This window comes from Pseudomonas sp. AE27 (genome assembly GCF_037113495.1).
In the GTDB taxonomy this organism is placed as follows: Bacteria; Pseudomonadota; Gammaproteobacteria; order Pseudomonadales; family Pseudomonadaceae; genus Aquipseudomonas; species Aquipseudomonas palmensis.
This window is the reverse complement of the sequence record NZ_CP146966.1, coordinates 5,657,757-5,683,401: the sequence shown is the minus strand read 5'-3', so window position 1 is coordinate 5,683,401 and position 25,645 is coordinate 5,657,757. Positions and strand designations below refer to the sequence as shown.

The 25,645-nt window shown below is 64.0% G+C and carries 16 protein-coding genes; 15 read left to right on the top strand and 1 reads right to left on the bottom strand.

Translation table 11 applies throughout. The features are described 5' to 3' along the window. The first annotated feature begins 134 nt into the window (after positions 1-134). The 14 genes from dksA to V9K84_RS26110 all read left to right on the top strand — a co-directional run bounded on the left by dksA (position 135) and on the right by V9K84_RS26110 (position 19,689). Positions 135-581, top strand: coding sequence for an RNA polymerase-binding protein DksA (gene dksA, locus V9K84_RS26175; protein WP_043863802.1), 447 nt, complete (start codon positions 135-137; stop codon positions 579-581). Positions 582-647: 66 nt separating this feature from the next. Next, positions 648-1,535, top strand: coding sequence for a tRNA glutamyl-Q(34) synthetase GluQRS (gluQRS, locus tag V9K84_RS26170; protein WP_088514004.1), 888 nt, complete (start codon positions 648-650; stop codon positions 1,533-1,535). Between the two features lie 257 nt (positions 1,536-1,792). Beyond that, on the top strand, positions 1,793-1,969 hold the full coding sequence (locus V9K84_RS26165; protein WP_003250005.1) for a hypothetical protein: 177 nt from the start codon (positions 1,793-1,795) through the stop codon (positions 1,967-1,969). Then, positions 1,953-4,907, top strand: coding sequence for a sensor histidine kinase (locus V9K84_RS26160; RefSeq protein ID WP_162484883.1), 2,955 nt, complete (start codon positions 1,953-1,955; stop codon positions 4,905-4,907). The genes V9K84_RS26165 and V9K84_RS26160 overlap by 17 nt, the downstream gene beginning before the upstream one ends. Positions 4,908-4,929: 22 nt before the next feature. Then, positions 4,930-6,366, top strand: coding sequence for a sigma-54 dependent transcriptional regulator (locus V9K84_RS26155; protein ID WP_043863805.1), 1,437 nt, complete (start codon positions 4,930-4,932; stop codon positions 6,364-6,366). A gap of 697 nt (positions 6,367-7,063) precedes the next feature. Beyond that, the gene (locus tag V9K84_RS26150) at positions 7,064-8,449 is read left to right on the top strand and encodes a polynucleotide adenylyltransferase PcnB (RefSeq protein ID WP_338793227.1); all 1,386 of its coding nucleotides are present in this window, start codon (positions 7,064-7,066) and stop codon (positions 8,447-8,449) included. Positions 8,450-8,455: 6 nt separating this feature from the next. Next, positions 8,456-8,932, top strand: a complete 477-nt coding sequence (gene folK, locus V9K84_RS26145) for a 2-amino-4-hydroxy-6-hydroxymethyldihydropteridine diphosphokinase (RefSeq protein ID WP_088514002.1) — start codon at positions 8,456-8,458, stop codon at positions 8,930-8,932. Between the two features lie 250 nt (positions 8,933-9,182). Then, the gene (gene panB, locus V9K84_RS26140; protein ID WP_043863808.1) at positions 9,183-9,983 is read left to right on the top strand and encodes a 3-methyl-2-oxobutanoate hydroxymethyltransferase; all 801 of its coding nucleotides are present in this window, start codon (positions 9,183-9,185) and stop codon (positions 9,981-9,983) included. After that, positions 9,980-10,837, top strand: a complete 858-nt coding sequence (gene panC / locus V9K84_RS26135) for a pantoate--beta-alanine ligase (RefSeq protein ID WP_088514001.1) — start codon at positions 9,980-9,982, stop codon at positions 10,835-10,837. The genes panB and panC overlap by 4 nt, the downstream gene beginning before the upstream one ends. 103 nt (positions 10,838-10,940) lie before the next feature. Continuing rightward, positions 10,941-12,605, top strand: coding sequence for a glucose-6-phosphate isomerase (gene pgi / locus V9K84_RS26130; RefSeq protein ID WP_088514000.1), 1,665 nt, complete (start codon positions 10,941-10,943; stop codon positions 12,603-12,605). 132 nt (positions 12,606-12,737) lie between these two features. Further along, the gene (gene acs, locus V9K84_RS26125) at positions 12,738-14,672 is read left to right on the top strand and encodes an acetate--CoA ligase (RefSeq protein WP_088513999.1); all 1,935 of its coding nucleotides are present in this window, start codon (positions 12,738-12,740) and stop codon (positions 14,670-14,672) included. A 33-nt stretch (positions 14,673-14,705) separates the two neighbouring features. Next, positions 14,706-15,575, top strand: a complete 870-nt coding sequence (locus V9K84_RS26120; protein ID WP_058540550.1) for an oxygenase MpaB family protein — start codon at positions 14,706-14,708, stop codon at positions 15,573-15,575. 59 nt (positions 15,576-15,634) lie between these two features. Continuing rightward, a complete protein-coding gene (locus V9K84_RS26115; protein WP_043863813.1) occupies positions 15,635-16,651 on the top strand; it encodes a class I SAM-dependent methyltransferase in 1,017 nt (338 codons plus the stop codon). Positions 16,652-16,752: 101 nt separating this feature from the next. Then, a complete protein-coding gene (locus V9K84_RS26110) occupies positions 16,753-19,689 on the top strand; it encodes a DUF748 domain-containing protein (protein ID WP_088513998.1) in 2,937 nt (978 codons plus the stop codon). Positions 19,690-19,825: 136 nt separating this feature from the next. On the opposite strand, the gene V9K84_RS26105 is transcribed toward V9K84_RS26110, so the two are convergent. Then, positions 19,826-20,179, bottom strand: a complete 354-nt coding sequence (locus tag V9K84_RS26105) for a BON domain-containing protein (protein WP_043863815.1) — start codon at positions 20,177-20,179, stop codon at positions 19,826-19,828. Between the two features lie 326 nt (positions 20,180-20,505). Between V9K84_RS26105 and V9K84_RS26100 the strand changes: the two genes are divergently transcribed. After that, complete coding sequence (locus V9K84_RS26100; protein ID WP_088513997.1) at positions 20,506-25,572, top strand: hypothetical protein; 5,067 nt, start codon at positions 20,506-20,508, stop codon at positions 25,570-25,572. Positions 25,573-25,645 lie beyond the last annotated feature (73 nt).

The following is a 25,645-nucleotide window of genomic DNA, read 5'->3' as shown; positions in this document are numbered from 1 at the left end:
ACCGGGGAGACAACCGGGAGTAGCGCGCCCCGATTCGATCTGGTAAGTTCGGCGGCTCGCAGTCGCAGGGCCGGCGGGCGCCGGAGATGGAGAAGCCTGCGCAATGGATTAGAAGAGTGAGAGGCGGTCTATTCATGTCCACCCAAGAAAAGAAACAAACCGTTCAAGCCGTTGGCGACTTCACCCCCTATGAAGCTGGTAAGGGTGAGGAGTACATGAGCGATGACATGCGGGCCCACTTTGTCTCCATCCTGAACAAGTGGAAGCAGGACCTGATGAAGGAAGTGGATCGGACTGTAGACCACATGAAGGAAGAGGCAGCCAACTTTGCCGACCCGGCAGACCGTGCCAGCCAGGAAGAAGAATTTGCGCTGGAGCTGCGCAATCGTGACCGCGAGCGCAAGTTGATCAAGAAGATCGACAAGACGCTGCAACTGATCCAGGACAAGGACTACGGCTGGTGCGAAGACTGCGGTGTTGAAATCGGTGTGCGCCGCCTGGAGGCCCGCCCTACCGCCGACAAGTGCTTCGACTGCAAGAACCTTGCGGAAATCAAGGAAAAACAGGTCGGCAAGGCCTGACCTGAACAGAACGGGGCGCTCAAGGCGCCCCGTTTCATTTATGGCTGTCGGATCTACCCGCCTGTGATGAACACCCCGCGCTACATCGGGCGCTTCGCCCCCACCCCCAGTGGTTTTCTGCATTTCGGCTCGCTGGTCGCCGCCCTCGCCTCGTGGCTGGACGCACGCGCGGTGGGCGGGCAATGGCTGCTGCGCATGGAAGACATCGACCCGCCGCGCGAAGCCCCCGGCGCCCAGGCCGCCATCCTGCACACCCTGGAAAACTACGGCCTGTACTGGGACGGCGCAGTGGTGTACCAGAGCCAGCGTCACGACGCCTATGCCGCCGTGGTGCAGCGCCTGTTCCAGCAGGGCCTGGCGTACGCCTGTACCTGTTCGCGCAAGCAGCTGGAAGGGTACAACGGTATCTATCCGGGCCTGTGTCGCAACCTGGGCCACGCCCAGGAGGACGCGGCCATTCGCCTGCGCGTGCCCGAGCTGAGCTATCACTTCACCGACCGTCTGCAGGGCCGCTTCGAGCAGCACCTGGGACGCGAGGTGGGCGACTTCGTGATCCGGCGCCGCGATGGCCTGTACGCTTACCAGCTGGCAGTGGTGCTGGACGATGCCTGGCAAGGCGTGACCGATATCGTGCGCGGCGCCGACCTGCTCGACAACACCCCGCGCCAGCTGTACCTGCAGGAGCTGCTGGGCCTGTCGCAGCCGCGCTACCTGCATGTGCCGCTGATCACCCAGCCCGACGGGCACAAGCTGGGCAAGTCGTATCGCTCGGCACCGTTGCCAGCGGACCAGGCCACACCCTTGCTGTTGCGGGCCTTGCGTGCTCTCGGCCAACCGGTCGAGGCGGGCATGGCGCTGGGTACGCCGAGCGAGGTACTCGCGCACGCCGCCCAGCACTGGAATACCGACGCCCTGCCCCGGCGCCTGAGCGTGCCGGAAGCCGACCTTCATTGATCGGTGCCCACTGCTGATACAGGCGCTGAGCCCTTCGCTGGCAGGCCAGCGCCCATCGGTGCACCGTTGCCCTCCAGGCCAGTACAGAACCTGGACAGCGAAGAGGCCGGAACAGCTTGCACAAAGCCCAACAAATTCAATTCGTTGGGCATTCTGGCGAAGGTCGTTTGCAGGCACCGGCCCTTCCGTTACCATCGACGCCGATTTGCGCCAATAATAAGCCCAGGCACGCAGCGTCCACAGCCAACGAGGCCCGCATGTACATCTATCGCTTGGTCCTGCTTCTGGTAGTGGGGATCTACCTGTTCTCCCCGGCCATCATGGACTGGTGGATCGAACCCACCGGCGCCTGGTATCGCCCCTACCTGCTGTGGCTGATCCTGATCGTCGTGACCTTTATCCTGCAGAGCCAACGTGATGCCGATGAGCTTTAGCCTGACCCAGATGATCCTGATCAGCGCCGCCTACCTGCTGGTGCTGTTCGGCGTGGCCTGGATCAGCGAGCGCGGCATGATCCCGCGCTCGATCATTCGCCACCCACTGACCTACACCCTGTCGCTGGGCGTGTACGCCAGTGCCTGGGCCTTCTACGGCACAGTCGGCCTGGCCTACCAGTACGGCTACGGTTTCCTGGCCTGCTACCTGGGAGTGTCCGGTGCATTCCTGCTCGCCCCGGTGCTGCTCTATCCGATCCTGAAGATCACCCGCACCTACCAGCTCTCGTCGCTGGCCGACCTCATCGCGTTCCGCTTTCGCAGTACCTGGGCCGGCGCCCTCACCACGATCTTCATGCTGATCGGCGTGCTGCCGCTGCTGGCCCTGCAGATCCAGGCCGTGGCCGACTCCATCAGCATCCTCACCGGCGAGCCGGTCAAGAGTCGCGTGGCCCTGGCCTTCTGCGCCATGATCACGCTGTTCACCATCTTCTTTGGCTCACGCCATATCGCCACCCGCGAGAAACACGAAGGGCTGGTGTTCGCCATCGCCTTCGAGTCGGTGGTCAAGCTGCTGGCGTTGGGCGGTATCGGCCTGTATGCGCTGTACGGGGTGTTCGGCGGCCCGCACGAGCTGGAGGTGTGGCTGCTGCAGAACCAGACCGCCCTCGCCGCGCTGCACACACCCTTGCAGGAAGGCCCGTGGCGCACCCTGCTGCTGGTGTTCTTCGCCTCGGCCATCGTGATGCCGCACATGTACCACATGGCCTTTACCGAGAACCTCAACCCGCGCTCGCTGGTCAGCGCCAGCTGGGGCCTGCCGCTGTTCCTGCTGCTGATGAGCCTGGCGGTACCGCTGATCCTGTGGGCCGGGCTCAAGCTGGGCGCCAGCACCAGCCCGGAATACTTCACCCTGGGCCTGGGCATCGCCGCCAACAATCAGGCCCTGGCGCTACTGGCCTACATCGGCGGGCTATCCGCCGCCAGCGGGCTGATCATCGTCACCACGCTGGCGCTGTCGGGCATGGCGCTGAACCACCTGGTGCTGCCGCTGTACCAGCCGCCGGCCGAAGGCAACATCTATCGCTGGCTGAAATGGACGCGCCGCGCGCTGATCGTGGCGATCATCGCCGCCGGTTTCGGCTTCTATCTGCTGCTCGGCGCCCAGCAGGACCTGGCCAACCTGGGCATCGTCGCCTTCGTTGCCACCCTGCAGTTCCTGCCAGGCGTGCTGTCGGTGCTGTACTGGCCCACCGCCAACCGGCGCGGCTTCATCGCCGGCCTGCTGGCGGGGATCCTGGTGTGGATGGTGACCATGCTGCTGCCGCTGGTGGGCAACCTGCAGGGCTTCTACATTCCGCTGCTGAACATGATCTATGTGCTCGACGACACCAGCTGGCACATGGCGGCGATCGCCTCGCTGGCGGCCAACGTGCTGCTGTTCACCCTGATCTCGCTGTTCAGCAACGCCAGCGCCGAGGAAGTCGCCGCCGCCGAGGCCTGCGCCGTGGATAACGTGCGCCGTCCGCAACGGCGCGAACTGCACGCCGCCTCGCCGCAGGAATTCGCCACCCAGCTGGCCAAGCCGCTGGGCGCCAAGGCCGCGCAGAAAGAAGTCGAGCAAGCCCTGCGCGACCTGTACCTGCCCTTCGACGAACGCCGCCCGTACGCCCTGCGACGTCTGCGCGACCGCATCGAGGCCAACCTGTCGGGCCTGATGGGCCCCAGCGTGGCACAGGACATGGTCGAGACCTTCCTGCCGTACAAGTCGGGCAGCGAGAACTACGTGACCGAAGACATCCATTTCATCGAGAGCCGCCTGGAAGACTATCACTCGCGCCTCACCGGCCTGGCCGCCGAGCTCGATGCCCTGCGCCGCTACCACCGCCAGACCCTGCAGGAGCTGCCCATGGGCGTCTGCTCGCTGGCCAAGGATCAGGAGATCCTGATGTGGAACAGGGCCATGGAAGAGCTGACCGGCATCCCCGCCAAGCGTGTGGTCGGCTCGCGCCTGACCACCATCGGCGAACCCTGGCGCGGCCTGTTGCTGGGGTTCATCAACGTGCCCGACGAGCACCTGCACAAGCAGCGCCTGGGCCTGGACGGGCAGACCCGCTGGCTCAACCTGCACAAGGCGGCCATCGACGAGCCCCTGGCACCGGGCAACAGCGGCCTGGTGCTGTTGGTGGAAGACCTCACCGAAACCCAGATGCTCGAAGACAAGCTGGTGCACTCCGAGCGCCTGGCCAGCATCGGCCGCCTGGCCGCCGGGGTCGCCCACGAAATCGGCAACCCGGTCACCGGCATCGCCTGCCTGGCGCAGAACCTGCGTGAAGAGCGCGAGGACGACGGCGAGATCACCGAGCTGAGCAGCCAGATCCTGGAGCAGACCAAGCGCATCTCGCGCATCGTCCAGTCGCTGATGAGCTTCGCCCACGCCGGCAGCCACCAGCACAGTGACGAACCGGTGTGCCTGGCCGAAGTGGCGCAGGATGCCATCGGTCTGCTGGCCTTGAACCGGCGCAATTTCGAAGTACAGTTCTTCAACCTGTGCGACCCCGAGCACTGGGTCGACGGCGATCCGCAGCGCCTGGCGCAGGTACTCATCAACCTGCTGTCCAACGCCCGCGATGCATCGCCGGCCGGCACGGCGGTACGGGTCAAGAGCGAAGCCAGCGAGCACACCGTCGACCTGATCGTCGAGGACGAAGGCAGCGGCATTCCGAAGAGCATCATGGACCGGCTGTTCGAACCCTTCTTCACCACCAAGGATCCGGGCGAAGGCACCGGGCTGGGGCTCGCTCTGGTCTATTCCATCGTGGAAGAGCATTATGGACAAATCACCATCGACAGCCCGGCCGATACTCAAAGCCAGCGTGGCACCCGGATCCGTGTGACCCTGCCGCGTCATGTCGTAGCGACGTCCGCTGTGAACTGAGACCGTCGAGAGAATTGAATCAATGCCGCATATTCTGATCGTCGAAGACGAAACCATCATCCGCTCGGCCTTGCGTCGCCTGCTCGAACGCAACCAGTACCAGGTCAGCGAAGCCGGCTCGGTACAGGAGGCCCAGGAACGCTTCAGCATTCCGAGCTTCGACCTGATTGTCAGCGACCTGCGCCTGCCCGGCGCACCGGGTACCGAGCTGATCAAGCTGGGCGAAGGCAAGCCGGTGCTGATCATGACCAGCTACGCCAGCCTGCGCTCGGCCGTCGACTCGATGAAGATGGGCGCAGTGGACTACATCGCCAAGCCCTTCGATCACGACGAGATGCTCCAGGCCGTCGCCCGCATCCTGCGCGACCGCCAGAACGCCCCCGCCGCCCCTGCCGAGCGCAGCAGCGCCGGCGCCAAGGCGGCCCCGGCGGACAAGCCGGGCAATGCCAATGGCGAAATCGGCATCATCGGCTCGTGCCCGCCGATGCAGGACCTGTACGGCAAGATCCGCAAGGTCGCGCCCACCGACTCCAATGTACTGATCCAGGGTGAATCGGGTACCGGCAAGGAGCTGGTGGCGCGCGCGCTGCACAACCTGTCACGCCGGGCCAAGGCGCCGATGATTTCGGTCAACTGCGCGGCGATCCCCGAAAGCCTGATCGAGTCCGAGCTGTTCGGTCACGAAAAGGGCGCGTTCACCGGCGCCAGCGCCGGCCGTGCCGGCCTGGTCGAAGCGGCCGACGGGGGCACGCTGTTTCTCGACGAGATCGGCGAACTGCCGCTCGAAGCCCAGGCCCGCCTGCTGCGCGTACTGCAGGAAGGCGAGATCCGACGGGTGGGCTCGGTGCAATCGCAAAAGGTCGATGTGCGCCTGATTGCCGCCACCCACCGCGACCTGAAGAACCTGGCCAAGGTCGGCCAGTTCCGCGAAGACCTTTACTATCGCCTGCACGTGATCGCCCTCAAGCTGCCCGCCCTGCGCGAGCGTGGCGCCGACGTCAACGAGATCGCCAATGCGTTCCTCGCCCGCCAGAGCGCACGCATCGGGCGCAACGACCTGAAGTTTGCCCATGACGCCGAACAGGCCATTCGTCATTACTCCTGGCCGGGCAACGTGCGAGAGCTGGAAAACGCCGTGGAGCGCGCGGTGATCCTGTGCGAAAGCCCGGAAATCTCTGCCGACCTGTTGGGCATCGACATCGAGCTGGCCGACCTGGAAGACGATGACGTGTTCGCCGGCCTGCCGTCTGCCGGCGGCGCCGCCAGCAACACCAGCCACGAACCGACCGAAGACCTGTCACTGGAAGACTACTTCCAGCACTTTGTACTCGAACACCAGGACCACATGACCGAGACCGAACTGGCCCGCAAGCTCGGTGTCAGCCGCAAATGCCTGTGGGAACGTCGTCAGCGCCTGGGTATCCCGCGGCGCAAGAGCGGGGCCACCAGCGAAAGCTGAGCCAGCACGCGCACCGGTGTTACCGGCAGGTAACACCAGGGCGTGTGAAAAAAATGTTACCTCACGCTGATCACGTAACAGAAACCGGGGCATACGGTAACGAATCCCCGGTTTTTTTATGCCCGCCAGACGCCCCCAAAACCGCCTAACCCCTTGTTTTACTGGGGTTTGCAAAAGTTGGCACGGCACCTGCTATATGTTCGGTACAAGAACAATAACAAGCACTGCAAAAGACAATAAAAATAAGACGAATCGGCTCACGCACAATAAGAACAAGACGGCGGAGGCGCAGCTAACTGATTCTTTTGGAGAGGAGTTGTATTTGGGGCTTGCCCCACAACCAGGCAGAGAACAACAAAAACTGCACTCAAGCAGGGCCTGAACTGGTTGGATCGCATGATCACTGCAACCTCAGCGACCAAAGCAATCCGTTTGCTCTTGACTCCCGGTTAGGGAGAACACCCACAAGCCTTGCGGTTTTGTGGGTAGGGCACTCAACAAAAACAAGAAGCCCGGCAAAAGAACAATAAGAGCATGCAACTACTTCTTGGGGAGCTTCGGCTCCCCTTGTAGTTTCCGGCTTTCAGCCCGCCCGATGCACCCGCCTACACCATCCTTCGAGTAAATGCTAGAATCCCCGCCCATCATGCGGCCATTCTTCGTTTTTGGCCGAACATTCCTTCAAACAGTGCATCCCATGCTGAAGAAGTTGTTCCAGTCATTCCGTCCTACCGTAAGTGGCCAGCACCACATTCGCACCACGCCCGAAGTGATCAATAGCGGCCAGCATTCACTGCAACGTGGCCAGTTCAGCCGCCACGCGGTGAACATCGTCGAGCGCCTGCAGAACGCAGGCTACCAGGCCTACCTGGTCGGCGGTTGCGTTCGCGATCAACTCCTGGGCATTACCCCCAAGGACTTCGACGTCGCCACCAGTGCCACCCCCGAACAGGTCCGTGCAGAGTTTCGCAATGCCCGGATCATCGGCCGGCGGTTCAAGCTGGTGCATATCCATTTCGGTCGCGAAATCATCGAAGTCGCCACCTTCCGCGCCAACCATCCCGAGGTCGAGGAAGAGAACAGCCACACCTCTTCACGCAACGAGAGCGGGCGCATCCTGCGTGACAATGTATACGGCACCCTGGAAGAAGACGCGCAGCGCCGCGACTTCACCATCAATGCCCTGTACTACGATCCGGTCAGCGAGCGCATTCTCGATTACGCCAACGGCGTGCACGATATCCGCAACCGTCTGATCCGCCTGATCGGCGACCCTGTGCAGCGCTACCAGGAAGACCCGGTACGCATGCTGCGGGCCGTGCGCTTCGCGGCCAAGCTCAACTTCGGTATCGAAAAGCACACCGTGCAGCCGATCCGCGAGCTGGCCCCGATGCTGCGCGAAATCCCTGCCGCACGCCTGTTCGAAGAAACCCTGAAGCTGTTCCTGTCCGGCTATGCGGCCGACACCTTCGAGATGCTGGTCGACCTGCAACTGTTCGACCCGCTGTTCCCGGCCAGTGCCCAGGCGCTGGAAGACCAGCCGACCTACACCCACACCCTGATCAGCCAGGCGCTGATCAACACCGACCTGCGCATCAAGCAAGGCAAGCCGGTCACCCCGGCCTTCCTGTTCGCCGCCATGCTCTGGCCGGCGCTGCCAGGGCGTGCCCTGCGCCTGCAGAGCCGCGGCATGCCGCCGATCCCGGCCCTGCAGGAAGCCGCCCACGAGCTGATCGCCGAACAGTGCCAGCGCATTGCGATCCCCAAGCGCTTCACGATGCCGATCCGCGAGATCTGGGACATGCAGGAGCGCCTGCCACGGCGCAGCGGCAAACGTGCCGACCTGCTGCTGGACAACCCGCGCTTTCGCGCCGGCTACGACTTCCTGCTGCTGCGCGAGAGCGCGGGCGAGGAAACCGACGGCCTGGGCCAATGGTGGACCGACTACCAGGACTGCAACGACAGCGAGCGCCGCGACATGATCCGTGACCTGGGCAGCCGCGACGACGGCGCCGGCGCGGGCCCGCGCAAACGCAAGCGCAGCCCGAGCAAGCGCAAGCGCGCCGACGGCGCAGGCGAGTAACGCCGCATGGTGCGTGCCTACATCGGCCTGGGCAGCAACCTGGCCGACCCGCAACAGCAACTGCGCAGCGCCCTCGAGGCGCTGGGCCGGTTGCCGGGTTCGCAACTGGCCGGTGTGTCGTCGTTCTACGCCAGCGACTCGCTGTCGCCTGGCCAGCCGCGCTACACCAACGCGGTTGCGGCGCTCGAAACCTCGCTGGCGCCGCTGGCGCTGCTCGATGCCCTGCAGGCCATCGAGGCCGACCAGGGCCGCGAACGCAAGGAACGCTGGGGGCCTCGCACCCTGGACCTGGATATCCTGCTGTATGCCGATCAGGTGCTCGACGAGCCGCGCCTGAAGGTTCCCCACTACCACATGCACGCACGCCCGTTCGTGCTGTACCCCCTGGCAGAGCTGGTGCCCGGCAACTTCTGCCTGCCCGACCAGCGCCCCCTCGCGCGATTGCTGGCAGAATGCCCGTTCGTTGGCCTCGAGCGCCTGTAACCGGGCGCTCCCCCACGCGGTAACGCCCGTAACAGCGCCTTCGTAACAATGCGGTAACAGGGTAATTGACTTCAGTCTTCGTGCTCACGACTATAGGCGTCCTGCAGCGCCCCGGCGCCGCATAAGGCGTATATAGGCCTGGAACAGGGTTGTACTCCAAACACCACAATCGATGATGTGCTGTTCCAGTAGATGAATACACGCGTTGTACGCAGTCGTTTTTCACAGCGCCTGAACGAGGATTCCTTTCATGCCAGAAGTAACCCTGACCACCCTGCAAGGCCTCAAGGCCAAGGGCGAGAAAATAACCATGCTGACCTGCTATGACGCGACCTTTGCCAAGGTGGCGAGTCAGGCCGGCGTGGAAATATTGCTGGTGGGTGACTCCCTGGGCATGGTCCTGCAGGGCCATGACAGCACCTTGCCGGTGACCAACGCCGAAATGGCCTACCACACCGCCTGCGTCAAGCGCGGCAACCAGGGTGCGCTGATTCTGGCCGACCTGCCCTTCATGGCCTGCGCCACCACCGAGCAGGCCTTCGCCAATGCCGGCGCACTGATGCAGGCCGGCGCGCACATGGTCAAGGTCGAGGGCGCCGCCTGGCTGGCCGAGACCATTCGCCTGCTGGCCGAACGCGGCGTGCCGGTGTGTGCGCACATGGGCCTCACGCCGCAGACCGTGAACATCCTGGGCGGCTACAAGGTCCAGGGCCGCCAGGAGAACCAGGCACGGCAGATGCGCGCCGACGCCATCGCCCTGGAGCAGGCCGGCGCAGCCATGCTGCTGCTCGAATGTGTGCCCAGCGAGCTGGCGGCGGAAATCACCCAGGCCGTGACCATTCCGGTCATCGGCATCGGTGCCGGCAGCGCCACCGATGGCCAGGTACTGGTGATGCACGACATGCTCGGCCTGTCGCTCAGCGGCCGCGTGCCCAAGTTCGTGAAGAACTTCATGCTCGGCCAGCCCGACATTGCCGGTGCTTTCGGTGCCTACGTGCAAGCCGTCAAGGGCGTGACCTTCCCCGGCACCGAACATGGGTTCAGCGCATGAATACCGTCAAGACCATCCTTGAACTGCGCGCTGCGGTCGCCCGCGCACGCAGCGAGGGCAAGCGCATCGGCTTCGTGCCCACCATGGGCAACCTGCACAGCGGGCATGCCGCGCTGGTGACCAAGGCCGCGCAGCGGGCCGATTTCGTGGTGGCGAGCATCTTCGTCAACCCGCTGCAGTTCGGCGCCAACGAAGACCTCGACAAGTACCCGCGCACCCTCGCCGCCGACCAGGAAAAACTCCTGCAGGCCGGCTGCCACCTGCTGTTCACCCCCAGCGTCGAAGAAATGTACCCCGACGGCATGGCGGCCCAAACCCTGGTCAGCGTGCCGCACCTGTCCGAAGGGCTGTGTGGCGCCAGCCGTCCCGGGCACTTCGAGGGTGTTGCCACGGTGGTCAGCAAGCTGTTCAACATGGTCCAGCCCGACCTGGCCGTGTTCGGCCAGAAGGACTTCCAGCAACTGGCGGTGATCCGCGCGCTGGTGCGCGACCTCAACCTGCCCATCCAGATCATCGGCGAGCCGACCGTGCGCGCCGAGGACGGCCTGGCCCTGTCGTCGCGCAACGGTTACCTGACCGACGCACAACGTGCCACTGCGCCCACGATCTACCGCACCCTGAGCCGGATCGCCCAGGCAATCGGCCAGGGCCGCCGTGACTTCGAGGTGCTGATCGCCGAAGGTCGGCAACAACTGGTGGAGGCCGGCTTCAAGCCCGACTACCTGGAAATCCGTCAGGCGCTGAACCTGCGCCCGGCAGCGGCGCACGACCGCGACCTGGTGATTCTGGTGGCAGCGGTACTGGGCGCCACGCGCCTGATCGACAACCTGCACCTGAACCTCGACGAACAGTGACAACGCACCCGGCCGGGCTGCCGGGCAATTAACCTGCCACACTGGAAACGGGCCCGTCTTTCCAGTGTCAAAGGCAGTTCACGTACCAAGGAAACCTGCAGCGATGGCGTACTACCGCACCCCCCACGATGTCACTACGCTGCCCGCCTGGCAGGCGCTCCAGCAACACCGCAGCGCCATGCAGGGCTTCAGCATGCGCGATGCGTTCAACGCCAACCCGCAGCGCTTCGAGCAGTTCAGCCTGAGCAGCTGCGGGCTGTTTCTGGACTATTCGAAAAACCTCATCGACCACCAGACCCGCGACCTGCTGGTGGGGCTGGCCAACGAAGTGGGCCTGCAGGACGCGATCAAGTCGCTGTTCGCCGGCGAAATCGTCAACGCCTCCGAAGGCCGCCCGGCCCTGCATACCGCGCTGCGGCGCCCGGTGGGCGACAAGCTGAGCGTCAATGGCGTGAACATCATGCCCGACGTGCACAAGGTGCTGAATCAGGTCACCGAGCTGGTGGGGCGCATCCACGACGGCCTGTGGCGCGGCTACAGCGAAAAGCCGATCACCGACGTGGTCAACATCGGCATCGGCGGCTCGTTCCTCGGCCCGGAGCTGGTCTCCGAAGCCCTGCTGCCCTACGCCCAGCGCGGCGTGCGCTGCCACTACCTGGCCAATATCGACGGCAGCGAATTCCACGAGCTGTCGGCCAAGCTGCGTGCCGAGACCACGCTGTTCATCGTGTCGTCCAAATCCTTCAATACCCTGGAAACCCTGAAGAACGCCCAGGCGGCTCGGGTCTGGTACCTGGCCCAGGGTGGTTCGGAAGCCGAGCTGTACAAGCACTTCATCGCCGTATCGAGCAACAAGGCCGCTGCGGTGGCCTTCGGTATCCGTGAAGAGAACATCTTCCCGATGTGGGACTGGGTAGGCGGACGCTATTCGCTGTGGTCGGCCATCGGCCTGCCGATCGCCCTGGCCATCGGCACCGCCAACTTCAAGGAGCTGCTGTCGGGTGCCCACACCATGGACCAGCACTTCCAGACCGCACCGTTCGAGCAGAACATGCCGGTGCTGCTGGCCTTGCTGGGCGTGTGGTATGGCAACTTCTGGGGCGCCCAGAGCCACGCGATCCTGCCGTACGACCATTACCTGCGCAACATCACCAAGCACCTGCAGCAACTGGACATGGAGTCCAACGGCAAGAGCGTGCGCCAGGACGGCACCCCGGTCGACCACGACACCGGGCCGGTGATCTGGGGCGGCGTGGGCTGCAACGGCCAGCATGCCTATCACCAGTTGCTGCACCAGGGCACCCAGCTGATCCCGGCCGACTTCATCGTGCCGGTGGTGAGCTTCAACCCGGTGGCCGACCACCACCAGTGGCTGTACGCCAACTGCCTGTCCCAGAGCCAGGCGTTGATGCTCGGCAAGACCCGCGCCGAAGCCGAGGCCGAGCTGCGCGACAAGGGCATGGCCGAAGCCGAGGTACAGCGCCTGGCGCCGCACAAGGTGATCCCGGGCAACCGTCCGAGCAACACCCTGGTGGTGGAGCGTATCAGCCCGCGGCGCCTGGGCGCGCTGGTGGCGATGTACGAGCACAAGGTGTTCGTGCAGAGCGTGGTGTGGGGCATCAATGCCTTCGACCAGTGGGGTGTGGAGCTGGGCAAGGAACTGGGCAAGGGCGTGTACCAGCGCCTGACCGGCGGTATCGAAGAGCCGGCCGAAGATGCCTCGACCCAGGGCCTGATCAACTACTTCCGCGGGCGTCACCGGGGCTAAGGGCTACACTGTCGGGATGTTGTTGTACCCATCGCGGGCCAAGCCCGCTCCCACAGGTACGATGTACACCTCGTGGGAGCGGGCTTGGCCCGCGATGGGAGCGACACCTATCCAACAGGAAAGGGCCCCCCAATGTTCGATATCAGCGACTACCCCGAAGCCGATGCCGTCAGCAAGGCGGCACAACTCTCCCAGGCCGACTACCAGCGCCTGTATCGCCAGTCCGTAGACGATCCCGACACCTTCTGGGCCGAACAAGCCAGGCGCCTGGACTGGGTCAGCCCCTGGTCGGCTGTTCAGCAGAGCGATCTGCGCACGGGCCAGGCAACCTGGTTCAAGGATGCCAAGCTCAACGTCAGCTACAACTGCCTGGACCGCCACCTGGCTCAGCGCGGCGACCAGCCGGCGATCATCTGGGAAGGCGACGACCCGCAGCAGTCCACCACCCTCACCTACCGCCAGGTTCATCAGCAGGTGTGCCGCCTGGCCAACGTGCTCAAGCAGCGCGGGGTGAAAAAGGGCGACCGGGTGTGCATCTACATGCCGATGATTCCCGAAGCTGCCTTCGCCATGCTGGCCAGTACCCGCATCGGCGCGATTCACTCGGTGGTGTTCGGCGGCTTTTCCCCCGACGCCCTGCGCGACCGCATCCTCGACGCCGACTGCCGCACGGTGATTACCGCCGACGAAGGCGTGCGCGGCGCCAGGAGCATTGGCCTGAAGAACAACGTCGACAAGGCCCTGCAAAGCTGCCCGGACGTCAGCAGCGTGGTGGTGGTACGCCGCACCGGCGGCCCGGTGGACTGGAACGAAGCCCGCGACCTCTGGTACCACGAGGCAATCAGCCAGGTGGGCGACGACTGCCCGCCCGAGCCGATGGATGCGGAAGACCCGCTGTTCATCCTCTACACCTCCGGCAGCACCGGCAAGCCCAAGGGCGTGCTGCACACCACCGCCGGCTACCTGCTGCAGGCCGCCCTGACCTTCAAGGTGGTGTTCGACTACCGCGACGGCGAGGTGTTCTGGTGCACCGCCGATGTCGGCTGGGTAACCGGCCACAGCTACATCGTCTACGGCCCGCTCGCCAACGGCGCCACCACCCTGATGTTCGAAGGCGTGCCCAACTACCCCGATGCCTCGCGCTTCTGGCAGGTGGTCGACAAGCACCAGGTGAACATCTTCTATACCGCCCCCACCGCTCTGCGGGCACTGATGCGCGAAGGTTCGGCGCCGCTCGACGGTACCTCGCGCAAGAGCCTGCGCCTGCTGGGCAGCGTGGGCGAGCCGATCAACCCGGAAGCCTGGGAATGGTACTTCGAGAAGGTCGGTGAGAAGCGCTGCCCGATCGTCGACACCTGGTGGCAGACCGAGACCGGCGGCATCATGCTCAGCCCGCTGGTCAGCGCCCGCCACATCAAGCCCGGTTGTGCCACCCGTCCGCTGTTCGGCGTGCAGCCAGTGCTGCTGGACGACAAGGGCGCGCTGATCGAGGGCCCCGGCAGCGGGCTGCTGGCGATCAAGGCCAGTTGGCCGGGGCAGATCCGCAGCGTATACGGCGATCATCAGCGCATGATCGACACCTACTTCAAACCCCTGCCGGGCTACTACTTCACCGGCGACGGCGCGCGCCGCGATGCCGATGGCGACCTGTGGATAACCGGGCGCATCGACGACGTGATCAACGTGTCCGGGCACCGCATCGGCACTGCCGAGGTGGAAAGTGCCCTGGTGCTGCACGACAGCATCGCCGAAGCCGCCGTGGTCGGGTACCCTCACGACCTGAAGGGCCAGGGCATCTATGCCTTCGTCACGCCCATGAACGGCGTGACCCCGGACGACCACCTCAAGCAGGCACTGCTGGCGCTGGTCAGCAAGGAGATCGGCAGCTTTGCCAAACCCGAGCTGATCCAGTGGGCGCCAGCACTGCCCAAGACCCGCTCGGGCAAGATCATGCGCCGCATCCTGCGCAAGATCGCCTGCAACGAGCTGGACAACCTGGGCGACACCTCGACCCTGGCCGACCCGAGCGTGGTCCAAGGCCTGATCGACAAACGCCTGAACCAATGAACGGCACCGCGGCGACGGTGCCTCAAGGTACCCATGGAAGCGCTACGCCGCCGTATCGAAACACAGTTGCTGAGCCTCACGGGCCTGGCCCTGGGCCAACTCGACCTCGAACAGCCCAAGGGCGACCCCGGGCTGTTCGGCCCGCGCAGCATCAGCTGGCAGGTGCACGGGGATTTCCCCAGCATGCTCATCGGCGGTATCAGCGCCTTGCTGCTGCAGGTGCTGCACCCGCTGGCCCTGGCCGGGGTGTGGGACCACTCCAGCTTTCGCCAGGACATCATCGGCCGCCTGCGCCGCACCAGCCAGTTCATCTCCGGCACCACCTTCGGCTCCACCCGCGACGCCGAATGGCTGATCGACAAGGTACGCACCATTCACCTGCAGGTGGTGGGGACCGCGGCCGATGGCCGCCCGTATGCCGCCAGTGACCCGGACCTGCTGACCTGGGTGCACGTGGCCGAAGTCAGCAGCTTCATGGCCGCGCACCTGCGCTACCGCAACCCGCACCTCTCGCTGGCCGACCAGGACGCCTACTACGCCGAGATCGCCCTGGTGGCCGAACGCCTGGGGGCTCGCAACGTGCCGCGTTCGCGCCAGGCGGTGGCGCACTACCTGCAAGCCATGCGTCCGCAACTGGTATGCGACGAGCGCAGCCGCGAAGTGGTGCGTGTGTTGCTGGAGGCCCCGGCGCCGAGCCGCCTGGCCAAACCGGTGGCCAACCTGATGATGCAGGCGGGGATCAACCTGCTGCCCGATTGGGCCGGCGAACTGCTCGAGCGCACGCCGCACCCGCTCAAGCGGCGGCTGGTAGGCCTGGGCATCGACAGCACGGCGCCGGTACTGCGCTGGGCCATGCGCGACAGTTCGCTGCACCGGGCCAGGCGGCGAGTGGGCTGCGCCTGAACAGGTGCAAGGCACCCGCCTGCTGTTAAACTGCACGCCCGCAAACCAAGGCTACGTGCATGTCCTCCTTGAATCAGGCGCTGCGCGCCGCCCTCGACGCCCGCCAGCAGCTTCTAAGTGAGCTGCACGCCCAGGGCACCGACTGTTACCGGCTGTTCCACGGCAGCCAGGAAGGCGCGGGCGGACTGACCGTCGACCGCTATGGCCCGCAGTTGCTGGTACAGAGCTTTCACCACACCCTCGAGCGCGATGCCCTGCTGGACCTGCATGGGCACATCGAGCGCGAACTGGGCCTGCCACTGCTGCTGGTGTACAACGACCGCTCCCAGGGCAACAGCCGCATCGACCGGCGCGACCCGGTCTACCAGCCCAGCGAGGCCGCGCTGGCCGACCTGGTCGGTCACGAGTGGGGCCTGAACTACCGCGTGCGCGGTCGCCATGCCGGCCAGGACCCGCTGCTGTTTCTGGACCTGCGCAATGCCCGTGGCTGGGTCAAGCAACACAGTGCCGGCAAACGCGTGCTCAACCTGTTCGCCTATACCTGCGGGGTAGGCCTGAGCGCTGCCGCCGGGGGTGCCAGCGCGGTGTGCAACCTGGATTTCGCCGAAGGCAACCTGGCCGTTGGCCGCGAGAACGGCGCACTCAACCCGCAACTGGCGCCCATGGAGTTCATCCAGTCCGACTACTTTCCGGCCATTCGCCAGCTGGCAGGCCTGCCGGTCAGCCAGCGTCGCGGGCACAAGCTGCCGGCCTACCCGCGCCTGGAGCCGCGCGAGTTCGACCTGGTACTGCTCGACCCGCCTGCCTGGGCCAAGAGCGCGTTCGGCACCGTCGACCTGCTGCGTGATTACCAGAGCCTGCTCAAGCCCGCCCTGCTGAGCACGGCCGAAGGCGGCGTGCTGATCTGCTGCAACAACCTGGCCAAGGTCGGCCTCGACGACTGGCGCGAGCAGGTGCTGCGTTGCGCACAGAAGATCGGCCGCCCGGTGCGGGAATGGCAGGTGCTCAAGCCGGCAGACGACTTCCCGTCACTGGACGGACAGCCGCCCCTGAAGTGCTTGATCCTGCAGCTGTAAGTGGAAAAAACCGCAGGTAGTCCGGTATTTCGGACTACCTTCGGAACCGAATTAACGTGCCATACTCCAAGCACTCCCGCTCTAGACAGACGACGCCGCACATGCCCAAAGGATTGAAACGCGCCCTCGGCGCCTTGTTGGCCGGCCTGGCCCTGTACAGCCTCCTCGGTTTCCTGATCCTGCCTGGCGTAGCCTTGCGCATCGCCAATCAGCAGTTGGCCAGTTACGCCACCGTGCCGGCGCACATCCAGCGTATCGAGCTCAATCCGTTCAGCCTCGAGCTGACGCTATGGGGCTTGCAGATCGGCGAGACCGGCAAGGAGCAGGTCGGCTTCGAACGCCTCTACGCCAACCTGCAGCTCGACAGCCTGTGGTCCGGTGCCCTGCACCTGGCAGCCGTCGAGCTGGACAAGCCGCGCACCGAGCTGCTGTTCGCCAAGGACGGCAGCCTGAACCTGACCCAGCTGTTCAAGCTGCCGCCCAGCGAGCCCAAGGCCGAGACACCGGCAAGCGAACCGTTCCCGCTGCGCATCGGCAGCATCAAGCTGAGCGAGGGCTACCTGCACTTCCAGGACCTGCGCCCGAGCGAGCCGATCGAATTCCTCTACGACTCGATGAACCTGGAGCTGAAGAACCTCAGCACCCTGCCCGACGACAACGCCGACATGACCCTGGTGGCCGCCGGGCCAGAGGGCGGGCGCATCGACTGGGCCGGCACCATCAGCCTGGTACCGATCGCCTCCGAAGGCACCCTCAAGGTCACCGACGGCAAGATGAAGGTGTGGTGGCCGTACGTGCGCGACGCCCTGCCGCTGGTGCTTGAAGACGGCGTGCTCAACCTGGACACCCATTACAAGCTCAACCTGTCGAAGGAAACCGAGCTGCTGCTGGACAACGCCTCGCTCAGCATCGCCCCCTTCGCGATCAAGGCCCCGGACGGTCGCCCGCTGGCCCGCCTGGCCCGACTGGACGTGAGTGAAACCACGGTCGACCTGGCCAAACAGCTGGTCACGGTCGGCAAGATCCGCAGTGAAAAGCTGGAAACCTGGGCTGCCCTGGAAGCCGACGGCCAGCTCGACTGGCAAAAACTCTTCGCCAGCCAGCCTGCCAAGGCCACCCCCAAGGAAAAGGCCGAGCCGGCCACTGCCGGGGCCGCGCCGCAGGAAGCCAGCGCCAAGGTCGCGCCCGGCAAGCCGTGGCAGGTGCTGCTGCGCGACGTGCAACTGCGCAACTACCAGGTTCATCTGGCCGATCGCTCGCAGAAAGAAGCGGTGGCGCTGGATGTCGGCCCGCTCAACCTCGACCTGCAGAACTTCGACAGCCTCAACAAGAGCCCCTTCACCCTCAAGCTCGACAGCGGCGTCGGCCGCCAGGGCAAGCTGCAGGCATCGGGTGAGGTCAACCTGGCACCGGTCAGCGCCCGGCTCAAGGTCAGCACACAGGACATCGACCTGCGGGTAGCCCAGGCCTACATCAGCCCGTTCATTCGCCTGGAGCTGCGCAGCGGCATGCTCGGCAGCGACCTGAACGTGGACCTGAAGAACACCGCCCCGCTGGCGTTCAGCGTCACCGGCAAGGCGCAGGTCAATCAGTTGCATACCCTGGACACCATCAAGGGCCGTGACTTCGTCAAATGGCAGCAACTGAACGTGGACGGCCTGGACTATCGCCACGGCGATGCGCTGAGCATTGCCAAGGTGACCCTGCAGCAGCCCTATGCCCGCTTCATGATCAACGAAGACCGCACCACCAGCGTGGATGACCTGCTGATTCCGCAGCCGGCCAACGGCGCCGCCAAGCCCCAGGGCAAGCGCACGGCCAGCAATGAAAAGCCCCTGGGTATCCGTATCGGTGGCATCGACATCAACGATGGCTCGGCCAACTTCGCCGACTTCAGCCTGACGCCCAACTTCGCCACCGCCATCCAGCAGCTCAACGGCCAGATCGGCACCATCGACAACCGCCAGCCACACCCGGCCAAGGTCGATATCAAGGGCAAGGTGGATCGTTATGCGCCCGTCACCATCAAGGGCGCGCTCAACCCGTTCGACCCTATGGCCAGCCTGGACATCGCCACCAGCTTCAAGCGTGTCGAGCTGACGACCCTGACGCCGTACTCGGGCAAGTTCGCCGGCTACCGGATTCGCAAGGGCCGCCTGAACCTGGACCTGCATTACCTGATCACCAAGGGCCAGCTCAAGGCCGAGAACAAGGTGGTGGTCGAGCAGTTGCAACTGGGTGAGAAGGTCGACAGCCCCGACGCCGTCAACCTGCCGATTCGCCTGGCGATCGCGCTGCTCAAGGACACCGAGGGCAAGATCTCCATCGAGTTGCCGGTGTCGGGCGACCTCAACAACCCGCAGTTCAGCGTAATGCCGATCGTGTGGCAGACCCTGCGCAACCTGGTGCTGCGCGCCGCCCAGGCGCCGTTCAAGTTCATCGGCGGGCTGGTCAGTGGTGGCGGTTCCGAAGACCTGGGCACCGTGTCCTTCGCCCCCGGCTCAAGCGAGCTGAGCAGCGATGCCCAGGGCTCGCTGGACAAGCTGGCGGCAGCACTCAAGGAACGCCCTGCCCTGCGCCTGGAAATCGAAGGCACCAGCGCCCAGAGCAGCGACGGGCCACTGATTGCCGCACAGCGTCTGGATCGTGAGTACCAGAGCACCTACTACAAGATCCTTCAGCGTCGCGGCGACAAGGTGCCGGCACAGGCCTCGCAACTGCAGGTGCCCGATGGCGACAAGCCGGCCATGCTCGAGGGCATCTACCGTACCCGTCTCAAGCAGCAGCCACCGGCCGAGTGGGAGCAGCTGGACCGTGCACAGCGTACTGCCAAGCTGCAGGAAGCGGTGATCAAGTCGTGGGCAGAGAGCACCGTGCTGCTGCGTCAGCTCGGTCAGGCACGCGCCAGCAGCATCAAGGACTACCTGGTCGACAAGGGTCAGTTGCAAGACGACCGGGTGTACTTCATCGACGCCACGCTGGGCCAGGCCGAAGCGGATGGCCGGGTGATCTCGCCCCTGCACCTGGACGCCGAGTAGGGCTGGCGGGAGCACTGGCGCCAGGCCAGCGTTCCAACGCACAAAGAAAAGCCCCGGCTGACTGCGCCGGGGCTTTAGGGTTGGCCACCTCCGTGTGGCCTTTCGCATGAACCGTCAGGATCAGCGAGCGAAACGCTTACTCAGCTTTCAGGCCATCAGCCGAAACGGCTTTCACGCCCTTGATTTTCTTGGCGATGTTCACCGCAGTGGTTTTCTGCGCTTCGGTGATCGCGGTGGTCGAGGACAGGGAAACCACACCTTTGTTGGTTTCGACCTTGATGTCGGTACCCGGGATGCCTTTCTCGGTGACCAGGTCGGCTTTGACCTTGGTGGTGATCCAGGTATCGGAAGTTTCTTCTTTGGCCTTGGTCATTTCACCAGCAGCCAGCATCATCGGTGCTTGCGATGCAGGTTGGGCTGCAAAGGCGGCGTTAGCCATGGTCAGGGTCAGCGCGGTGGCAGTAGCAGCAGCAATAGCGAACTTCTTCATACGAGACACTCCTGTTTTTCGAAAGGTCTGCGCCGTCATTCCTGGCAGCAGGTAACAGGGATATTGCAGAAGCTGTGCCAATCCGAATAAAAAATAAAACCTTTAAAAATCAATAGCTTAAAAATCACCAAAAAATAGCCCATCGTGCACATTGCATGCTTTGCGATGGATGCGCGTGCAAGTTGCATGTTCACAAAATACCGCCGCACCCATGCCCGGGAATCCAACGGGCGTTGCAATATGTACCACTGCCTTCAACAGGGCACCCTCTAACGTGGCAGGCGTCGTGAGCCGGATGAACCGGGTCCCCCGCTGCAGGAAACGCCATGATCGTGATGCCCTACTTTGAGCCCGGCACCTTGCGCGCAGGCTTCATCACCGCGCTGGAGACCGCACAGCGCGACCTGAGCCTGAGCATCATCGAAGCGCGGTGGCTGCGTCGCCTGGCCGATCAAACGTCCCTGCCGGCGAGCATGCGGGTGGAGGTGACAGGCAACCTGCAGCCACTGTCTGCCAATTGCCTGGTCATTCATCAGCGCGACCCGCTGCTTGAGGCGACCTACCTGTACAGCCCATTGCATGGCGTACAGGGCTTCAACACGCTGCAACAGCTTGAAAGTGCCCTGCAGGCACAGCTGACTCACCTGGGCGTGCCGAGCGAACCGCTGCAGTTCGTGAACCTGAGCGATGCCGTGTTCACCCGGTGGTCACACCACCTGATGCAACAGCAAATCGATCTGCTGCGGGGGCAATCGGGCGGGCTGGCCAAACTGCCCACCCTGACCGGTGTTCTCGACAGTTGCTTGAGCACAGCCTTCTCGACGCTGCTGGAGGGCGTCGACGACATCGCGCAACAACGGGTCCAGGTCATTGCCAGTAACGCCAGCGTGGTGCGCACGCAGGCCCTGGCCGATGTTGCACTGGACGCGTTCAGCGGCCAGCCGCTGGGCATCGACCTGAAGCGCCGCTTCGTACGCGATGGCACCGCAACGCACGACACGCCCGACCCGCTCGCCTGCGAGCAGGCCCTTGCCAGCACTGCCAAGGCCGTTCCGGGGGCCTTTGCACAGGCGCTGCGAAGCTATTGGAGCAGTGTCGACAACGACGTGGGCAGCGATAACCGCGAAGCCCTGGCTCTTGGCCTTGCCGACAACTACTGTCGTACGCTGTTGCGAGCGGCCAATGAACAACGCATCGACACCCCTCAGCTGCAATGGCTGCGTGAAGCGCTGATCCCCGACCTGGGCGCCTTGCGGGTGTGTAGCCTGGCGTTGGTGCCAGCGGCTCAGGACATGGGTAGGACGGTGCTGCTGGCCGACAGCCTGGCCCTGCAGCAACCGACCGATACCAGCAAGGGGGTGTTCCTGTTCAGCACACGAACCGGGTTCCAACACTTCGCCGATCAGGCCGCCCTTGAACGGCATTGCCAGGCCCTGCTCACACAACCTGCTTGCCCCGCCTCGATCAGCCGCGATGACTGGGAGCAGTTGCAAGCCAGCGCGACACCTGTGGTCAGGCTGGTCGAGGTCGGCCAACCGATGTTCCTCGCACTTGCTGATGCGCTGATCGCACTGGTCAACCGGCGTCTTGCCCACGCACTACGCTTCCCGGGTGCCCAGAGCAGCACGGCCATGGCCGGGGTCGAAGATGCACTGGACATGCGCGCGCTGGTGGACAGGCGCCTGACCCACCTGGGGGTCAACGGTCGATGGCTGCCCGATGCACAGCCAGCAGTCGCCATGAGGCTGCCCGTGCCACCCAGCCAGAGCGTTACGCTGGTAGAGCGCCTCACCCGTGCCAGGGCACTGCATCAGCTGTTTCAATCCCTGGCCACCGCCCAGCCGAAGGTGCAGTCCTGTGTTCTGGACATGCTTGCCCCCAGCCTCGACGCCATCAGCGACGGCCAGTTGCACCCCTTGGACATTCAGCTCAAATGGGCAGAAAAGACTGGCACGGTGGTCGACAGGTTTCTCGAACAGCTGGGCGAAACAGGCAACCAGCACGCGCCGCAGGATCAGGTGCAGGTGCAGGACCGGCAAGGCTTGCCACTGTCGTGGCCGTCGGCACCCGTGATCCGGCAACAGATCGACACCCTTAAAGCGGGCTTTGCCTCGACCTACCTTGAACAACTCGAGGCGTTCGACACGGGTCGGTTACGCCTGAAGGACAGTGTGGTGTCCCCGCTCACGAGCATGCGCAGCTTGTACGAAGCGCTACTGCGCATCGAACTGGAGCAAGCCCGCGAGAACGGCGTGATCGATGACGCGCTGCTCGACCTGCTGCAGCAAGCATTGGACCGGCCGGGGCACAGTGCCATTCGCCTGCACAGCCTGAGCTTGTCGGTACCCGGCAAGGCCGGGCTGCTGCCACTGGCCGATACATTCGTGCTGCAGCGGGCAACGGCCGACAATGACAGCCTGTTGCTCTGGTCACCGCTGGAGCCACTGAGCCAATTCAGCAGCGAAGCAGCCTTGCGCTCTGAAATGACCGGCGCATTCGACGACCCGGAGAAGCTTCATCAGTGGCTGAGCCTGGTGAACGCCGAAGACCTGCGCAACTGGCACACCCTGGCGCAGCTTCCAGGTGCCAGTCAGCCCAGCGTACGTCTCATCGAACAAAGCGAGCTGTTCGCGTTTGTTGAACACAGTGCGGCACGCTTTCGTGCTGCAACCCGGCGTTACTACCTGGGCTATGCCCTGCGCAGCAGGCTCGGCACCTCATTGCTGCAACGCTTCATCGATAACCAGACCGCCAGGCACCCGTTCGAAGGGGCCTTGCAGCGAGTACGCGACAGCCTCGAGGGTCAGTATTTGCGCACCCTTCTACCGGCATGGCTATGCAACGCGACACCGCAGCAAATGAAAAACTACGCGCAACTGGTGCAGGCCTGCGCCCGTGTCAGCAACCCCAAGTTCAACTACCTGTTCTCGATCCCAACGCTCAACGACTTCGCCAATCAGCAGCTCAAGGCAGGGCTCGCCCAGGATTACCCGAGCGCACCGGACGATCCCGACCTGATTACCGTCACCTTCACGCACTTCACCCCCAACCTGGTAATGCCCGGCCAGACGCCCTCGCCGATTTCCTCGGACCTGGCCACCACCACCAAGACACTGAGCGAGTACGCCCTGACCCACAGCCGGTTGACCGGCACAGCGACAAGCATGAAGGTCAGCGTCACGCGACCAGGCATGGCACCTGAAGCGCTGGAAGCAGCCACCATCCGCAACATGATCGACCGCCTCGACGTGGCCAGTGCATACCGTGCCCTGCTCGAGAAGAAGTTCACCCCGCAGGATCCCGACTACCTCGAACGCCGTCATCGCTACACGCTGGTAGCCACCGCCTACCTGATGGAAGAGGGGTATCAGCATTTTCTGGACAACAAACTATCGGCCAAGGCGCTTTACTACTTTTCCCATGTGCTGGCCAAGCCGGATGCCCTCGCCCGCGACCTGGTCGAGGGCAGGAAGATCACCCTGTGCCAATTGCAGCTACGGGCCGAGCAAGGGTTCGCCCCCGATACCGTGAGGGGCATGTATGTGATCGGCCCGCAGGGCGAACAGGACGGGCCCCTGGTGTTGTACTGCGCCTACCGGCCACACAAGATGTTGCTCGAGTTCAAGGACCAGGGCGCACTGCGCAGTGCCATCCTTTCGGACCCAGAGCTGCAACGAGATATTCTGAACCGGCTTCCCGACACGGTGCAGTCGCGATACGACCACAACGGCTTTCTTCACCCCCACCTGTTCTGGTCCTCATCGGACCTGTTCGATTTCTCGCCCACCCCCGGTGCGGTTCAACTGGTGCGCAGCGAGATCGAAGGCAATGCCCTTGACTACCTGTTCACCGAGAACGTGGCATTCCTGCGGGCACTGACCAAGGCACGCACGGTAACTACCGCCGAGGAATACTGGAATGTGCTGCGCTATGTAATGGGCCTTGCCATCGAGCAGAGTTCGTTTTTCCTGCCTGGAAAGCTGGCAGCCATGCTCAGCTCGCTACAGAGTGTCCAGTGGTTGCAGGCATCCGGTAACGCCGCTTTGCAGCACAACTGGGGCGAATCGCTTGCGGAGTTCGTCACCGCCCTGAGTGGCCTGGTCATGATGCGCCCAGGTGGCTCGAGCGTGAGCAGGAAGACACCTGACGAGCCTTCACCCGTCACGCCTGCACTGGAACTGGACCCTGCCTGGAACGAGGTACTGCTCAACCCCCTGGTACCCAACCGGCTGAGTGACCTGCAGGCGCAGAACGTGCAACTCAAGGACATGGTCCGCAACACCACCCTGGGGCTTTATTTCGCCCCGGGTACCGAACGTTTCTATTGCGTGATCGCGGGCCACGTCTATGAAGTGGCCAAGCCAGCACAGCAGTGGCAGATCATCAAGCAGGGCCGACTCGGGCCCACACTGCAAAGAACGGGAAATCAGTGGCAGGTTGATCTGCAGGAAGGCTTGCGTGGCGGCGGCGCGGCCTACAGCAGTTTCGAATCAGCCCTGGCCGACGAAGACATATCCCTGCGCTACACCACGCTGGCTTCGGGGATGAAGAACATTGCCGCGCTCCAGCCGACCAAGTACCAGATGCTACTGCGTGCCCATGCCTTGAGCCGCCACTATCTGGACACCTGCCTGAAGAACCTCAACCTGTCTTCGCCCCAGGCGCCCCTGCCGCCCGAGACACTGAGCATCTTGCAAAACGTGTTCGACCACCCTCCCTCCGACCAGACAGTACGCCTGCTGCGTGACTATACCCAGCGGATACTGGACGAGCTGTTGTCGGCCTCGATGGACACGGTCACCTCCAAACGCCTCGTGGTGGGCATGAACATGCCCGATCAGCGCGATACCTACGGTTTCACCTACCACAACGACCCCGGCAAGCGGATCTTTCTCACCGAGCGCGTGTTCACCCTGCCATGGGACGTTTCGATTTACGCAACGCCACCGGCCATCGAGCTGCTCGCCCACCAGCAAGCAACGACGCTGATACACGAGCTGTCACACCAGGTGCTTCGAACCGTGGATATCGCCTACGTGGAAGCCGCGGCCCCCTTCCCGGACCAGATCAGCCAGCACACGCGGGGCGGGCGTATCGCCTATCAGACGATCCTTGGCTACAAACAGAACGGGCTCTCGATCAACACCCCCGCCCAGGCGCTGTTCAGAACCTTCGACACCTCGAGCCAGACCTGGAGAGATATCAGGAAAAAGGATGGACGAGCCCTGCCCGCGATCTTTCGGCTAAGCAAGACAAACACCCTGGCGGCTGCACGCACTGCGTTCTACAGCGATCCGCAGGTACGCACCGACCTGATCCTGGCCAACGCCGACTCGCTGAGCCTGATCATCACCAACCTGGGGCGCAGGCGCTTTGCCGGCGCTGCCGGCTGAAAGCAAAAAAAATGCCCCGTATCCTGCGATACGGGGCATTGGCACTACCGGGCAGTTACCTGCCCTGCTGCAT

What these genes read in the sequence shown, in the direction of transcription:
- dksA (WP_043863802.1), top strand. Translation starts at nt 135, where the DNA reads ATGTCCACCCAAGAAAAGAAACAAACCGTTCAAGCCGTTGGCGACTTC.
- gluQRS (WP_088514004.1), top strand. Translation starts at nt 648, where the DNA reads ATGAACACCCCGCGCTACATCGGGCGCTTCGCCCCCACCCCCAGTGGT.
- V9K84_RS26165 (WP_003250005.1), top strand. Translation starts at nt 1,793, where the DNA reads ATGTACATCTATCGCTTGGTCCTGCTTCTGGTAGTGGGGATCTACCTG.
- V9K84_RS26160 (WP_162484883.1), top strand. Translation starts at nt 1,953, where the DNA reads ATGCCGATGAGCTTTAGCCTGACCCAGATGATCCTGATCAGCGCCGCC.
- V9K84_RS26155 (WP_043863805.1), top strand. Translation starts at nt 4,930, where the DNA reads ATGCCGCATATTCTGATCGTCGAAGACGAAACCATCATCCGCTCGGCC.
- V9K84_RS26150 (WP_338793227.1), top strand. Translation starts at nt 7,064, where the DNA reads ATGCTGAAGAAGTTGTTCCAGTCATTCCGTCCTACCGTAAGTGGCCAG.
- folK (WP_088514002.1), top strand. Translation starts at nt 8,456, where the DNA reads ATGGTGCGTGCCTACATCGGCCTGGGCAGCAACCTGGCCGACCCGCAA.
- panB (WP_043863808.1), top strand. Translation starts at nt 9,183, where the DNA reads ATGCCAGAAGTAACCCTGACCACCCTGCAAGGCCTCAAGGCCAAGGGC.
- panC (WP_088514001.1), top strand. Translation starts at nt 9,980, where the DNA reads ATGAATACCGTCAAGACCATCCTTGAACTGCGCGCTGCGGTCGCCCGC.
- pgi (WP_088514000.1), top strand. Translation starts at nt 10,941, where the DNA reads ATGGCGTACTACCGCACCCCCCACGATGTCACTACGCTGCCCGCCTGG.
- acs (WP_088513999.1), top strand. Translation starts at nt 12,738, where the DNA reads ATGTTCGATATCAGCGACTACCCCGAAGCCGATGCCGTCAGCAAGGCG.
- V9K84_RS26120 (WP_058540550.1), top strand. Translation starts at nt 14,706, where the DNA reads ATGGAAGCGCTACGCCGCCGTATCGAAACACAGTTGCTGAGCCTCACG.
- V9K84_RS26115 (WP_043863813.1), top strand. Translation starts at nt 15,635, where the DNA reads ATGTCCTCCTTGAATCAGGCGCTGCGCGCCGCCCTCGACGCCCGCCAG.
- V9K84_RS26110 (WP_088513998.1), top strand. Translation starts at nt 16,753, where the DNA reads ATGCCCAAAGGATTGAAACGCGCCCTCGGCGCCTTGTTGGCCGGCCTG.
- V9K84_RS26105 (WP_043863815.1), bottom strand. Translation starts at nt 20,179, where the DNA reads ATGAAGAAGTTCGCTATTGCTGCTGCTACTGCCACCGCGCTGACCCTG.
- V9K84_RS26100 (WP_088513997.1), top strand. Translation starts at nt 20,506, where the DNA reads ATGATCGTGATGCCCTACTTTGAGCCCGGCACCTTGCGCGCAGGCTTC.